This is a genomic window from Fluctibacter corallii, from assembly GCF_025751585.1.
GTDB lineage: Bacteria > Pseudomonadota > Gammaproteobacteria > Enterobacterales > Alteromonadaceae > Fluctibacter_A > Fluctibacter_A corallii.
The window spans coordinates 200,615-213,890 of sequence record NZ_JAOWKX010000001.1; the positions used below are offsets into that span (position 1 = coordinate 200,615).

A 13,276-nucleotide genomic window follows, 5' to 3' on the forward strand; every position below is an offset into this window, starting at 1 on the left:
AATGAATTTATTGTGGATTGTTTGACTCACCGTTGTCTGGGCTACCTTTTTCCTGACCGTTTAACGCTTCATCTTGATTGTGCAACGATTCGGCCTTCATGCGCAACTGATTACGGTGATCAGTTAGAAATGAGTTCACCACTTTACGCTGCTCCATCACATCAGTTCGAGGAACGGTTCGTGTTTCTTCTAAGCTGACAGGAGACAACCCTCCCTTTATTCCTGGCAATGTTGCAGGAGTAGAATTCATTGGACCGACATCAACAGGCTGATTCATTTGCTGTACGCCTATCACAACGGCAGCAGCGACAGAGGCAGCAATAGCGAGCTGTCCGCCCTGTTTGATAAATGGAACCACAGACGCTACAACGGGCACGTCTCGCCACGTTTTTTTAGGTGCTAAAATAGCAGGCTCACTCTCTATCGCATTTGCAACTTGCTCTGAAATATCAAAATCCGCAAATTCTGGCATTTCTTTACGCAACGAATGCCGTATCAAGTGATAACGTTGCCACTTTGCATTCAACGACTCATTATCATTTAGCGCACTAATGAGGGACGAGTCTTGCGATTCGCCGTCAACAAATGCTGATAAATTTTCATGCTCTTGCGTCATATAACGTTCCTGACTTAACGCTTAAATTAAAAACTGGTTATCAAGGGTAGTATCGTGCAACATCAACACATTAGCTCTTTTCAAGCATAGGTTGAAGCACTTTATCAATCGCCTCGCGCGCACGAAAGATACGAGAACGCACAGTGCCGACTGGGCAATCCATAACATTCGCAATATCTTCGTAGCTTAACCCCTCTAACTCTCTCAACGTAATTGCCATGCGTAAGTCCTCTGGCAATTGCTCGACGGTATCAAACAACACTTTTTCAAGCTGGTCTGACATAAGACTGCGCTCAGGCGAGTTTTGTTCCTTAAGCGCATCACTTCCATCGTAAAAATCGGCCTCTTCCGCATCTACGTCGTTGGCAGGCGGTTTTCTCCCCTGCGCAACTAAATAATTTTTCGCACTGTTTACTGCAATACGATATAGCCAAGTATAAAATGCACTCTCTCCGCGAAAATTGGGGAGCGCTCGATACGCTTTGATAAACGCTTCTTGCGTTACATCGGCTACATCGCCAGAATTTTTCACGTAACGTGTTACTAAGTGTGCAACCTTATGTTGGTATTTTTTAACCAACAGATTAAATGCATTTTTATCACCTTGTTGTACACGCTCTACGATTTGTTGATCTGTAATCTGCTCGCTCATTCGAGCCCATTCTCCCTCAAAAAAAACTACCTAAGGCTCACGCAAGCACTTTGATAGACTCTGCCATTTTCGAAAAGTTCGATACGACTTGCTGTTTTCTTTTAATTATTTTTACAAGAGGGCAATTTTTGCACCCTCAAATGATCATAATGCTTGATTCTTATGTGCCAATTAACTGTACGCTGCATACGCGCTTACAACACAACACTATCTTGGCGAGGTCATGCACTATGCTAGCACTCACATTAACAGAATACTATTATTGCCCCACCGTGTTATCCATCAGCACAATCAAATAAATTCCCGCGTCGGTGCAAACCTGCCAATCACAGTACGTCACAAAGTTTTTATTGTAATTAGCCGCCTATGAATTAGTATTCTCGCAATAAATCTGTCACAAATTGGTTTCGAAGAATTTAATGGGTTCTAATATTGAGCATCGTTGCGACGTGTTAATCATCGGAAGTGGTGCTGCTGGTTTAAGTTTAGCGTTAAAGTTAGCCGAACATTATCACGTTATCGTACTAAGCAAGAGTGAGGTGTCTGAAGGCTCTACACGTTATGCGCAAGGCGGTATCGCCGCAGTATTTGATGAAAACGACTCTATCGAATCTCATGTAAAAGACACGCTCAATGCTGGCGCAGGCTTATGCATAGAAGAGAGTGTGCGATTTACCGCTTCTCGAGCAAAAGAAGCGATGGAATGGTTAATAAATTTTGGCGTCCCGTTTGACACCGAAAAAAATGACAAAGGCGAAACGCGCTTTCATTTAACGCGTGAAGGCGGCCACAGCCACCGCCGTATTCTCCATGCTGCTGATGCTACAGGAAAAGCCGTTCAACTTACCCTCATTGAGGCCGTTCAGCAGCACCCGAACATCCATATTTTTGAACGTTACAATGCTATCGATTTAATCAAACCCTCGCGCGATAGCGTAAAATGTCAGGGAGCGTACGTATGGAATCGCCGCCTTGAGCATGTAGAAGTCATTAGAAGTCGATTTGTCGCCTTGGCAAGTGGTGGCGCAAGTAAAGTGTATCAGTACACCTCTAATCCCGATGTATCAAGTGGCGATGGTGTCGCTATGGCATGGCGCGCGGGGTGTTCTGTCGCGAATATGGAGTTCAATCAATTTCATCCTACTTGCCTTTACCACCCTGAAGCCAGAAACTTTTTGATAACCGAAGCGTTACGCGGTGAAGGCGCAATCTTATGTCACGCCAATGGCGAACGCTTTATGCACAAGTTTGACGAAAGAGAGGAGCTCGCGCCTAGAGACATAGTCGCACGCGCAATAGATTACGAGATGAAGCGAATTGGCGCAGACTGTATGTACTTAGACATCAGTCACAAGCCAGCTGACTTTATTGTTAAACACTTCCCAACAATTTACAGAAAGTGTCGCTCACTGGGTATTGATATTACGCGTCAGCCGATCCCTGTGGTTCCAGCTGCGCATTACACCTGCGGAGGGGTAACAACCGATTACAACGCCAAAACCGATCTGGACAATGTGTATGCCATTGGTGAAGTCGCCTACACGGGGCTTCATGGGGCTAACCGAATGGCCAGTAATTCGTTGTTGGAGTGTATTGTTTTTGCGCATTCAGCGGCAGAACATATTATTTCTCGAGCTGACATACTTCATAGCGAAGCTCCCATTGAACCTTGGGATGAGAGCCAAGTCACAAACTCAGACGAAGAAGTGGTCATTCAACACAACTGGCACGAACTGCGATTGTTTATGTGGGACTATGTTGGAATTGTCAGAACGACCAAGCGTCTTGAACGAGCGCTACGAAGAATTGAACTTTTGAAACAAGAAATTCATGAGTATTATGCTAACTTCAAAGTCAGCAATAACTTGCTTGAGCTACGTAATCTTGTAACCGTCGCCGAGCTGATAGTGCGTTGCGCGATGGAACGCAAAGAAAGCCGAGGGTTACATTACACCTTGGATTATCCTGATATGTTAGCCGAAGCAAAACCAACCTTATTGCCCGGTCGACTTAAGCAATCAAACCAAACTTTCAAGCCGTAAAAGATACCAAAAATCGTATGATCAGATTGCCGCGAATTATACCTTCGCGGCTTCATTCCATACGGGTAAGCCATGTAATACTTTTGCACGAAGATGCAATCTTTTAAAGTCCTTTGAAGAAAGCGAGTATTCACATACATCACTATTTTTTTCTGTATTTGCAACGCACACCAACGTAGAAGGCAATATGATTGCTTGCTTAAACTCAACATCAATTGAAAAAGACTTAAATGCCTGCCCACACACTTGCTGTGGCTTTATTCCTTGAGGATGTGTCATTAAAAAAGAAAGTAATCGCGCTTTTGAATACATGCCATGCGCAATAGACGCTTTAAAGCCAAATAGTTGGGCCATCACAGCACTGATATGAATGGGATTATAATCGCCCGAAATCCGAGCATACTGCCGTCCGGCGTTAGAGGCAAAACGCATGTTTGCGAGCAAATTCGCGTCATCAGGCACCCCGTCATTACGCACAGTTTGGCGACTCTGGTTTAATTTATCTTTTATCTCCCGCCTTTTAAAGTAAGTACTCACAGACTTCCAAGCAATCTTACTATCAATAATAAGATTACTATTTATGGTAAACTTCACACCTTTCTCAACATGTATGATTTGGCCTATGCTACATACCAATTCGCCTTCTTTGTCACGTGTTATTGGCTGTAGCACTGATATAGAATTACGTTTATGAATAACCCCCATAGGCGAGAAGGGAAACTCTTTACGAAGCATCATTGCCAAGTGAAATTTGAAGGCTTCAAAATGCGGCAGAATTGGGTGCATCTGCATGTGAGCCTGAGGCGCATATTGCAATACTTTATGTACACTTTCTAAATACCGCTGTGCTGGAAACACCACCCGTTCACAATGAAAAGCAGGAAGCAAAGACAGGTCTTTCTGTTGCGATTGATTACATCCTCGTTTTACCGCCGATTTGAGCAAAAGCGGCCAGATAGTAGGCATAGCTTGATAACGAATGGTTGGCGCATCTAGGCAATTCATTTACAACAAACTAAATGGCGAAGAACGCGTATGTTTTACCGTATTGACAACACGACATAGCCGACGAAATGCTTGATGGTCAACCTGATCTTTGGCTAACCAACAAACACGACGTTTTCTATTGTTTTCCTGTAACATGACTAATTTCACGGCCCACGGCCCAACCAATGAGGAAGGCAATATTATATTTCGATAGGCATCTTCACGAAACCGCACAACCCCTTCCTCTTCAAGAAATAACCAGTATAACTGGTTAGGTCTAAACAATCCGATGACATGAAAAACCGCGGCCAAGGCGATAATAACACTGACAGTAAACTGAGCCGCTATCTGATACTCAAACACAGACGGTTGCCACATCCAAACAGATGCGAGGCAGAAGGCAGCAACAATCCCACTTGCAATTGCTTTCAAATAGGAAGGGGTAACAAGAATATTAAACTTTAACACGATGTAATATGTGTGAAACCATACGGGCCAGTTCAGGATCTTTACAGGCTTCATGCCCCATGAACCAAGCAAATAAATCAGGATCGTCGCACGTTAACAATCTTTCGAATAACACTTGGTCTTCTTCACTTAATTGATCAAACCCTTCTTCTTCGAAAGGCATAAATAAAACATCTAGTTCTAGCATGCCGCGGCGGCAAGCCCACCTTAATCGAGAACGACGCTTTTGAGTGAACATGAAATTACCTCAAGATTTATGCACTTATTAGTGCTAGTTTTTTACTATTCCCCATAGTAACACTGTCATTACGCTTGTTTCTACTGACCTTGTCCCCATATTGAAAGACAATATGCATTCAGGAATTAAGGAATCGCTTTGAGCGCTTTAGCAACGTTACCCCATAATTTGTTCTGTGAACTCGATTCAATGAGTGTTATCCATGTACATGGCGAAGAATCAATCAAGTACTTGCAAGGTCAAGTCACGATAGATATGGCTGCTGTAAACACGAATAACGCTGTAATGGGTTGCCACTGTGACTTTAAAGGGAAAACGTGGAACATCTTCTACGCACTGGCTGAAAAACCAACGTCAGACTCTGGTGATATTACATCGGTATACTTAGTTAATCATAAAGGCGCAACAGAAAAATCATTAGCTGAGCTCAATAAATACGGCGTTTTTGCTAAAGTTGACATTCTTGATGTCTCAGCGCAGTGGCAGGTTTTTGGCCTAGCAGGCGAAAGCGTAATAGACGCGCTAAAAGCGATCATTCCATTACCTTCAGACGACGACCTTAACGTCGTTCAACATGACGATGTTAAAGTAATCACACTATCTCACCCTATTCCCCGTTACTTGGTATTGGCCCGCGGCGATATAGCGGATAGCTTGAAAGAGAGTATGTCATCGTTCAAGGAACACCCAGCCGTTTGGGAAGCTTTAGACATTCTCGCCGGTATTCCAAATATTCAAGCGACGACGCAAAATGAGTTTGTTCCTCAAATGATGAACTTACACGCTCTTAATGCGATAAGCTTTGATAAAGGGTGTTACATGGGACAAGAGGTAGTCGCACGAACCAAATATTTAGGGAAAAATAAACGTGCTGCCTTTATCCTTAAAAGTGATGACAACACCCAACTGGTTGCTGGTGACACGTTAGAAGTTAAAGTCGACGAAAATTGGCGTCGTGGCGGCACTGTGCTTCGTTCAGCAGCCTTAAACCAAACATCATTTGTGCTTGCAGTACTCCCAAATGACACGAAAACCGGTGATATTCTGCGTAGCAAAGACAATCCCGATCAGATTTTGACAGTGCTTCCATTGCCCTACTCTTTGGAAGACTAAACCAGGAAACACAATGAAAATTACAGAAAACAGCGTAGTGACACTTCATTTTACGGTATCTACCACAGATGGAACCCAAATTGATTCATCAAGAAATGGCGAACCTATGGTCGTTTTACACGGTAGTCACTATTTAATTAAAGGGTTAGAAGATGCGCTAGACGGCCGCGAGAAAGGCGATACCTTTGAGCTCAATGTAGAACCAGAGAATGCGTATGGTGAGCGTCATGATGCGCTGGTTCAAATGGTACCTAAAACCATGTTTGAAGGCATGGACGTAGAAGTTGGCATGACCTTTAGAGCAACGACAGATGAAGGAGAACAGTCTGTTATGATCATCGATCAAACCGACGACGAAATCGTTGTAGATGGCAACCACCCACTCGCAGGTATTCCACTTCACTTTGATGTTGAAATTCTTGACGTTCGAGATGCGACAGAAGATGAAATTGCCCACGGACACGCTCACGCAGGAGGAAGTTGCGGCCACCAGCACTAGTCGGTATTTATTAAAGCCGTAAAATGAAACGGCTCGGTAAACTCCACCAGTTTACCGAGCCGTGAGAATTTTGAGCGTCCTTCTCAGCTGTCCATTGCTATTACACCATCCCGGTTAACGTCCGTATACGCCCCTTTCCCTCTAATCTCACTCATCCTAAGTGAGTCACTCTTCCATAAGTGCGTTCCGTTTCCATTTTCCTTGTTTACTGTCCATCCAGCCGACAGTATTTCTCGTCCTGAGATTGTCCAGTTGCTCATCCGTGCGTTTTCCTTAACACGTTGTTCCTTCCTGAAACATCCTACTTCATCCTGAAGTGTCCTGATTTCTTCCTGAAATCTCCTTTACCTCTTCCTGAGGTCGTCCTGACTCATCCTAAGCTCTTCCTTGTCCTCTTCCTGAGGTGTTCCTGACTCATCCTAAGCCACGTCCGTGTTCTCATCCTGAGAATTCCATATACATCATGTCCTTGATGTTCCTAGTCACCTTCCTGGTGCCGCTCCTTTCCATTCTCCATTGTCAGTGCCCTTCCTGCGACACGATTCCTCATCTATGAGGTTGTCCCAATTCTTCCCTGCGTCTTCCTGACCCGTCGTGTATCCTTGTGACGGTTATAAAGATAAAGTATTTGGTATCATTTGCTAGTAGGTAAAAAATTAATTTTTTGGGTTTACATCACTACAATTTCTCAACATGCTGTAAACATATGAAAACTAAAGGGCTTGATGAGGATGTAAGCAAGAAGGGAGTGATAAATTACTCGTTTGTCCTACACACTTGTAAGATATTTCGTACAAAAGATGAGGCAAATATCTTAACCGCGAGAGACGGTGATATTTGTTTATAATAAAAACATCACAAAGAAGATCATAAAACGATCGATGTTGCGATCCCTCTATGATCTTTACCTTATGAACAAGTGGTAAGCAGCACTAACCAATACTATGAATCACAGGTCGAGGCCGAAACATAATCTGCCCCGTAATGTGACCCACCTGTAGGTCCCCGACCATTTGATATTGTCCATGCTCAAAGAATGACAGGCATTTAGGCAGCGTTACATAGACACCCACGCCTTCACTGTCAGGGATTTCAAGCATCACGCTGTCAATCGCGCTCATAAGCTTGTGACCTAAGCCATGATGCTGATGATCAGGTCTCACGCCAATAAAGGCGAGCATGTGAAAATGGTTTCCAGGTATTTTTTCTCGTACTTTCTGTTCTTTTTCAAGCATTTGTTTAGTACTGAAAAAGCCAGCCGTTAGCAGCATTTTTAAGCGCCAATGCCAGTAGCGCCCAGGACCAATATCTGCATTGGGTTCAAGCAAGCATGCAACCGCAAGTAAGCGATCCTCATCGAAAAGCCCTATCATAGGCTGCTTAGCTGACCAAAACGCATTGAGCTCTTCACGAATTGCCGCACGAAGTCGAGATTCATAACCTTCTTTCTCAGCCTGAAATATATCAATGAATAAGGGATCGTCATGATAAGCTTGATATAAAATTGATCCTGCTACTTTGAGATCTTCTGCCGCAAGATAGACTGCTTTCACATCGTTATAAGACGTTTTTTTAAATTTTGGATTTAGAACTACCACATCCGAAGCATATTGATTCGCAGACATATATGTTCCTTTTTAGCGCACCTTTGCCAATGTAAACTAATTAGCAAAGACTTTTAACAACAATTTAACATTATTATGATTTTACAATTAGAGCGACTTCAATACATTGTTACTTCTAGCACAGTAGACAATATCAAATAAGTAAAGGTTTCATTGAAAATAAATTGATCTCAACACAAGCCATACGTCTATCATTAAATAAGTAGGCTATAAACTTCAGTGAGGTGAGACATGCTTTCTAATACACATATGTCAATCAACGATCTATTTACGCAATTGGGACTGCCATCTAACGATAAGGCGGTTGACAATTTTATTGATAAACACAGAGGGCTTCCTCAATCTACGCGCTTAGAAGATGCGCCTTTTTGGTCTGCGTCTCAAGCAGCTTTTATTGAAGGTGCGTTGAATGAAGATGCTGAGTGGGCCGAAGCGATTGATCAACTTAATATGCGACTGCGCTAAAGGCCAAAAGGATCTATCTAAATGAAGGGCCCAGACATGCTAGCGGGCCCTTAGACATTAGGTGTGAGACGATTACATTTCGAGGTATGCTCGCTCCCCCCATCCCACAAGTGCACCACCTTTGAAGACTAACGGCGTGCATTCATCTTTGGTTGTCGCACCGTCGCCTTCGGCACGCTGAGTTCGATAGAACAGCACCTGAACACTGCGATCTTGTTTGTTATACATTTCATTGAAGTCAGGCACACCCATTTTGTTTTTAACAGATTCTACTGACATTCCTAACTCTAGTGATGCGATGTGAGCGCGGTTTTTACGCTCTTTTTTCTGCCATGACGAATGACTATACGAATCGTAGTCATCATCTCCGCCAACAGAAACAACGCAGCCAGACAGTAAAAGAGGGGCAGAAACAGCAGCAGCAAGTAGTAATTTTTTCACAGTGTGTATCCTTAATCATTATTAGTTCATTCGTGATACCTGAACGTATCAATATTAATGCCAAATAATCAACTTATTGTTTTATAAGGACTTTATATATTTCATTTGGATTTTGATTATCGTAAAATGACTGTATTCACCAATATTTAGTTTAAATAACCAAATACGATGTCAAAAAATACAGATTACATATTATCCCTTTGCCATTCGCTATCAGAAAAAGGCTTAACGCCTACTGTTGGGTTGATTAGAAGCAAGGCCACTCGTGCCCTGACAGTACCAGAAGTGATTAGCACACTAAAACGCTGGAAAGAAAATCCAGCATCATATAATCAGATTGCTAGCGACGAGATGGCTCCCACAGAACACGCGAGTAGTGAGGCGACATTGGAAGCCAGAGTGAATAAGTTAGAAAAAGAAGTTGCTATGCTAAAAGCACTCATTGAGAAATCAAGGACACAACTTATCGACAACTGACGCTGTTATTCTTGATACCTAATCTGTTCGGCGCAAAGGCTAAGTAAAGTCTGGTTCTAACTGCTTAATGAAACTGGCAAGGTCGTCTGCCAACTTTTCTTTTGGCAGCATGCCGACTTGCTCCAGCATGACTGCACCCGATGCATTGTCAACAGTGATGATAAAGTCTTCTTCATCTGTTACCGCGAAGAACAGTGTTTCAGCTTGTTTGAGGCGACGTTTCATTAACACATGACCAACTAAGTTTTGCTGCAAACGGATAAAATCATCGTTGTTCCAAGGCATCAGCAATTGCAATGATCCACGAGATGTTTTTGCATTGAAGTTATCACTCCAGTAAGTCCCAAAATACGCCTTAAACTGTGCGTTCAACGTCATCTCCAACGCGCTTTCAACACCCGAAAAGTCACCGGGCACATCTCGCTTAACGGGCTGCCATTCTACCCAATCTCCGTCATCACCAACCTGCAAATAGCAAGCAGATTGCCACTGGCTGTCGAATTCTATCCGCAATGCATGATCTTCGGTCTTTGCGGTTTGAAAGTAGCGTTGAATAAAATCTGCAAGCGCGTCATCGATTGTCTGCATAAGTCCTCTAAATACGTTACAATTAGTCGCTTTGTAGCGATGTCTTTCGGGCGGTTAAAGCGACGTGTTAATGTCTAATAACATTAGATATAGGGTAATACCCGAAAAGTAGCATGTTTTTGCATTTTCGTCGTGATTATTCGTATTAGACATGCTTAATTATGTTCATTTGAGGCTCAAACACCATGACAGACAAAACACCGCATTCGCCCCATCAACTCGATCATTTAAGCTTGGGCAAAACGGTTGAATACACAAGTACATATGCGCCCGAGCTATTGCAAGGTGTTCCAAGAACTCTGAGTCGTGACCAAATCGGCGTCACTGCATCAGCGTTACCCTTTCATGGAGAGGATATTTGGAATGGATACGAATTGTCATGGTTAAACGAAAAAGGCAAGCCACAGGTGGCGATTATGCGATGTTCTGTGCCTTATGACTCACCGAATCTGATTGAATCAAAATCCTTCAAATTGTATCTGAACAGTTTTAATCAGCAAAAAATAGCCAGCGTCGATGTGCTTAAAGCCACCCTTGAAGCAGATCTGTCGGCAACCGCAGGTAAGCATGTTAGCGTAGACGTATTCTTGCCCCGCGAGTTCGGGCAACAAGACATGGCGAATTTACATGGTGAAAATATTGATGATATTGATATTGACGTCACAGATTATGACCTCAACGTAGATTACTTGGCACTTGAACAAAACGCAGAAATAGTCACTGAAACCCTCACGAGTGATTTGCTTAAGTCCAATTGCCTTATTACCAATCAACCAGATTGGGCCAGCGTGCAAATCGCTTATACAGGTAAAAAAATAGACAGAGCTGGATTGCTACACTATTTAATTTCATTTCGCATGCATAATGAGTTTCATGAGCAATGTGTTGAACGAATTTTTGTAGATATAATGGCTAAATGTCAACCTGAGTCTCTTACCATTTACGCTCGGTACACTCGCCGAGGCGGGCTCGATATTAACCCAATACGTAGCAATGTTGACTATTCACTCACGCATGCTAGACAAGCCAGGCAATAAGAAAACATCGCGCTTTAGTGAAAAAGCGTTTTGCTAAAAACACTTAGAGCGTATTGGATGTTAAGAAAACATTTCATTCAAAACGCTCTGTTCCTACTTGCCGAATTTGCATAGGGGTTGCATTATTAGTAATAACGCAACGGCTCAAAGGATACAGGACAGGTATGAAATCGATTCAACTCAATCCCGTTGGCGCAATGAGCCAGCTTTCACAATCTGAAGTCGATCACCTCAGACAGTCAACAAATAGTCAGCTTTACGCTTTATTCAGAAACTGCTGCTTAGCGGTGTTAAACAGCGGTGTTGAGCAAGACAACTACGAAGCTATGTTTGCGCCTTATGAAAACTTTAACGTCAATTTAGTCAGGCGCGAGCGCGGCGTAAAAATAGAGCTTATTAATCCTCCTCCCGTAGCGTTTGTCGACGGCAAATTGATTCGAGGAGTGCACGAACACTTGTTTGCCGTGCTAAGAGATATTCTGCATATGGGTGCGAAGTATCATTTACCCGATGCTGACACCCTTGAAACTCGCGTAGTCACCGATATGGTGTTCGATATGTTGCGCCATGCCAACACGATTCATGTAGGCGGAGATCCGAATATTGCCGTGTGTTGGGGCGGCCACTCAATAGGCGAAAGTGAGTATCGCTACACCAAAGAAGTCGGCTATCAGATGGGTCTACGCGAAGTAAATATTTGTACAGGATGTGGTCCAGGAGCGATGAAAGGCCCAATGAAGGGGGCCACTATTGGACACGCGAAGCAACGTTACAAACGAGGACGGTATTTAGGTATCTCAGAGCCAAGCATTATCGCCGCTGAGCCTCCCAACGCAATTGTGAATGAATTGGTAATCATGCCTGATATTGAAAAACGGCTTGAAGCATTCGTCAGAATTGCGCACACCATTGTCATTTTTCCGGGCGGCGTCGGCACTGCCGAAGAGCTATTGTATATTCTTGGCATTATGCTTCATGATCAAAACTCAGGACACGTGCTTCCGATAATCCTGACCGGCCCGAAACACTGTGAAGCCTATTTCCAAGCACTTGATAAATTTATTGGCGCAACACTAGGCCCAGAAGCACAACAGCTATACGAGATTATCGTCGATGATCCTAAACAGGTGGCTTTGAAAGTAAAACAAAATCAGCAGCTGGTAAACGATTATCGTCGATCAACCGGTGATTCCTATCACTTTAATTGGTCGTTAAAAATTGATACACAATTTCAAGTGCCCTTTATTCCTACTCATGAGAATATGGCTGCACTAGACCTGCACATGGAGCAGGAAAAGTCAGAACTTGCATCCAATTTACGGAAAGCATTTTCGGGTATTGTTGCAGGCAACGTAAAAGCCGATGGCATTAAGCAAATCAGGGAGAAAGGGCCATTTGAAATTAATGGTGACTCAACATTGATGGCTATGATGGATGATTTATTACGTTCATTTGTCACTCAGCAGCGTATGAAGCTTCCTGGAAGCGAATACAAACCGTGTTATCGCGTTGTCACTGAGTAAATTCTAACGATATTACGCCAAGCATGTTGACCTTAAATCGGTAAAGTTGCAGAATTTCGCGCTGGGCGTTATGACTAACCGTTGCCATGCGCGTAAAATAATAAGAATGAAACGTGTGAAAGAACTATGATGAAAGGAAAAGTTGCGAGGCGTATAGCATTTGGTGTGATACTTTACGGTCTGTTTGCTGCCGCTGTTGTCTCATTTTATCCGGATAAGCCGGAAGACATGGACTGGAAGGACAGAGAGCAATTTAACAAAGTACAGATTGCCAAACTTGAGCTTGGTGCCAGCCGAAAAGAAATTCTCGCATTGTTAGGCTCACCTGATATTAGCGAAGCTAAGAAAGTCGGCAGCGACCAGCTCCAAGTTATGTTTTACAGAACGCAGCACAAAAAATCTGATGGCATTACCACTCGCAATGAATGCACGCCACTGCTTTTCGAAAATGATACGCTTGTTGCTTGGGGTAATGGTGCTTATGAAAATTACACTGATGGTTAAG

General features: G+C 43.2%; 17 protein-coding genes. 8 read left to right on the top strand and 9 right to left on the bottom strand.

What is annotated here, in order from left to right; all coding sequences use genetic code 11:
- Positions 1-7: 7 nt before the first annotated feature.
- Complete coding sequence (locus OE749_RS00890) at positions 8-616, bottom strand: sigma-E factor negative regulatory protein (protein WP_263710448.1); 609 nt, start codon at positions 614-616, stop codon at positions 8-10.
- Between the two features lie 70 nt (positions 617-686).
- The gene (rpoE, locus tag OE749_RS00895) at positions 687-1,268 is read right to left on the bottom strand and encodes an RNA polymerase sigma factor RpoE (protein ID WP_263710449.1); all 582 of its coding nucleotides are present in this window, start codon (positions 1,266-1,268) and stop codon (positions 687-689) included.
- A gap of 419 nt (positions 1,269-1,687) precedes the next feature.
- On the opposite strand from rpoE, the gene nadB reads away from it, so the two are divergent.
- Positions 1,688-3,310 carry an L-aspartate oxidase gene (nadB, locus tag OE749_RS00900; protein WP_263710450.1) on the top strand — a complete coding sequence of 541 codons (1,623 nt, stop codon included), beginning with the start codon at positions 1,688-1,690 and terminating at the stop codon, positions 3,308-3,310.
- Between the two features lie 36 nt (positions 3,311-3,346).
- Here the strand turns inward: nadB and OE749_RS00905 are convergent, their stop codons facing one another.
- From OE749_RS00905 to OE749_RS00915, 3 genes are read right to left on the bottom strand one after another with little or no spacing between them, the layout of a single operon-like run.
- Positions 3,347-4,315: a MaoC/PaaZ C-terminal domain-containing protein gene (locus tag OE749_RS00905; RefSeq protein WP_263710451.1), complete on the bottom strand. Its 969-nt coding sequence runs from the start codon at positions 4,313-4,315 to the stop codon at positions 3,347-3,349.
- A complete protein-coding gene (locus OE749_RS00910) occupies positions 4,316-4,765 on the bottom strand; it encodes a protein YgfX (protein WP_263710452.1) in 450 nt (149 codons plus the stop codon). It abuts the gene before it with no gap.
- A complete protein-coding gene (locus OE749_RS00915) occupies positions 4,752-5,003 on the bottom strand; it encodes an FAD assembly factor SdhE (RefSeq protein WP_263710453.1) in 252 nt (83 codons plus the stop codon). The genes OE749_RS00910 and OE749_RS00915 overlap by 14 nt, the downstream gene beginning before the upstream one ends.
- 138 nt (positions 5,004-5,141) lie before the next feature.
- On the opposite strand from OE749_RS00915, the gene ygfZ reads away from it, so the two are divergent.
- Together ygfZ and OE749_RS00925 are read left to right on the top strand one after the other, a co-directional pair.
- Entirely contained in the window at positions 5,142-6,116 is a 975-nt protein-coding gene (ygfZ, locus tag OE749_RS00920) for a tRNA-modifying protein YgfZ (protein ID WP_263710454.1), read from the top strand.
- Between the two features lie 13 nt (positions 6,117-6,129).
- A complete protein-coding gene (locus OE749_RS00925; protein ID WP_263710455.1) occupies positions 6,130-6,615 on the top strand; it encodes an FKBP-type peptidyl-prolyl cis-trans isomerase in 486 nt (161 codons plus the stop codon).
- 83 nt (positions 6,616-6,698) lie between these two features.
- Here OE749_RS00925 and OE749_RS00930 read toward each other — a convergent pair whose 3' ends face one another.
- Entirely contained in the window at positions 6,699-6,875 is a 177-nt protein-coding gene (locus tag OE749_RS00930) for a hypothetical protein (protein ID WP_263710456.1), read from the bottom strand.
- A gap of 672 nt (positions 6,876-7,547) precedes the next feature.
- Entirely contained in the window at positions 7,548-8,240 is a 693-nt protein-coding gene (locus OE749_RS00935; RefSeq protein WP_263710457.1) for a GNAT family N-acetyltransferase, read from the bottom strand.
- A gap of 231 nt (positions 8,241-8,471) precedes the next feature.
- Between OE749_RS00935 and OE749_RS00940 the strand changes: the two genes are divergently transcribed.
- Entirely contained in the window at positions 8,472-8,705 is a 234-nt protein-coding gene (locus tag OE749_RS00940; protein ID WP_263710458.1) for a DUF2789 domain-containing protein, read from the top strand.
- 72 nt (positions 8,706-8,777) lie between these two features.
- Here the strand turns inward: OE749_RS00940 and OE749_RS00945 are convergent, their stop codons facing one another.
- Positions 8,778-9,146: a DUF3192 domain-containing protein gene (locus OE749_RS00945; protein WP_263710459.1), complete on the bottom strand. Its 369-nt coding sequence runs from the start codon at positions 9,144-9,146 to the stop codon at positions 8,778-8,780.
- Positions 9,147-9,314: 168 nt separating this feature from the next.
- On the opposite strand from OE749_RS00945, the gene OE749_RS00950 reads away from it, so the two are divergent.
- The gene (locus tag OE749_RS00950; protein ID WP_263710460.1) at positions 9,315-9,623 is read left to right on the top strand and encodes a hypothetical protein; all 309 of its coding nucleotides are present in this window, start codon (positions 9,315-9,317) and stop codon (positions 9,621-9,623) included.
- 39 nt (positions 9,624-9,662) lie between these two features.
- On the opposite strand, the gene syd is transcribed toward OE749_RS00950, so the two are convergent.
- Entirely contained in the window at positions 9,663-10,211 is a 549-nt protein-coding gene (syd, locus tag OE749_RS00955; RefSeq protein WP_263710461.1) for a SecY-interacting protein, read from the bottom strand.
- Between the two features lie 185 nt (positions 10,212-10,396).
- Between syd and queF the strand changes: the two genes are divergently transcribed.
- The 3 genes from queF (at position 10,397) to OE749_RS00970 (ending at position 13,275) form a co-directional block, all read left to right on the top strand.
- Entirely contained in the window at positions 10,397-11,248 is an 852-nt protein-coding gene (gene queF, locus OE749_RS00960) for an NADPH-dependent 7-cyano-7-deazaguanine reductase QueF (RefSeq protein WP_263710462.1), read from the top strand.
- Between the two features lie 164 nt (positions 11,249-11,412).
- Complete coding sequence (ppnN, locus tag OE749_RS00965; RefSeq protein WP_263710463.1) at positions 11,413-12,771, top strand: nucleotide 5'-monophosphate nucleosidase PpnN; 1,359 nt, start codon at positions 11,413-11,415, stop codon at positions 12,769-12,771.
- Positions 12,772-12,900: 129 nt separating this feature from the next.
- Positions 12,901-13,275, top strand: coding sequence for a DUF3192 domain-containing protein (locus OE749_RS00970; protein ID WP_263710969.1), 375 nt, complete (start codon positions 12,901-12,903; stop codon positions 13,273-13,275).
- Position 13,276 lies beyond the last annotated feature (1 nt).

What these genes read in the sequence shown, in the direction of transcription:
- OE749_RS00890 (WP_263710448.1), bottom strand. Translation starts at nt 616, where the DNA reads ATGACGCAAGAGCATGAAAATTTATCAGCATTTGTTGACGGCGAATCG.
- OE749_RS00905 (WP_263710451.1), bottom strand. Translation starts at nt 4,315, where the DNA reads ATGAATTGCCTAGATGCGCCAACCATTCGTTATCAAGCTATGCCTACT.
- nadB (WP_263710450.1), top strand. Translation starts at nt 1,688, where the DNA reads ATGGGTTCTAATATTGAGCATCGTTGCGACGTGTTAATCATCGGAAGT.
- OE749_RS00935 (WP_263710457.1), bottom strand. Translation starts at nt 8,240, where the DNA reads ATGTCTGCGAATCAATATGCTTCGGATGTGGTAGTTCTAAATCCAAAA.
- syd (WP_263710461.1), bottom strand. Translation starts at nt 10,211, where the DNA reads ATGCAGACAATCGATGACGCGCTTGCAGATTTTATTCAACGCTACTTT.
- OE749_RS00970 (WP_263710969.1), top strand. Translation starts at nt 12,901, where the DNA reads ATGAAAGGAAAAGTTGCGAGGCGTATAGCATTTGGTGTGATACTTTAC.
- OE749_RS00930 (WP_263710456.1), bottom strand. Translation starts at nt 6,875, where the DNA reads ATGAGCAACTGGACAATCTCAGGACGAGAAATACTGTCGGCTGGATGG.
- queF (WP_263710462.1), top strand. Translation starts at nt 10,397, where the DNA reads ATGACAGACAAAACACCGCATTCGCCCCATCAACTCGATCATTTAAGC.
- OE749_RS00915 (WP_263710453.1), bottom strand. Translation starts at nt 5,003, where the DNA reads ATGTTCACTCAAAAGCGTCGTTCTCGATTAAGGTGGGCTTGCCGCCGC.
- OE749_RS00925 (WP_263710455.1), top strand. Translation starts at nt 6,130, where the DNA reads ATGAAAATTACAGAAAACAGCGTAGTGACACTTCATTTTACGGTATCT.
- ppnN (WP_263710463.1), top strand. Translation starts at nt 11,413, where the DNA reads ATGAAATCGATTCAACTCAATCCCGTTGGCGCAATGAGCCAGCTTTCA.
- OE749_RS00940 (WP_263710458.1), top strand. Translation starts at nt 8,472, where the DNA reads ATGCTTTCTAATACACATATGTCAATCAACGATCTATTTACGCAATTG.
- OE749_RS00950 (WP_263710460.1), top strand. Translation starts at nt 9,315, where the DNA reads ATGTCAAAAAATACAGATTACATATTATCCCTTTGCCATTCGCTATCA.
- rpoE (WP_263710449.1), bottom strand. Translation starts at nt 1,268, where the DNA reads ATGAGCGAGCAGATTACAGATCAACAAATCGTAGAGCGTGTACAACAA.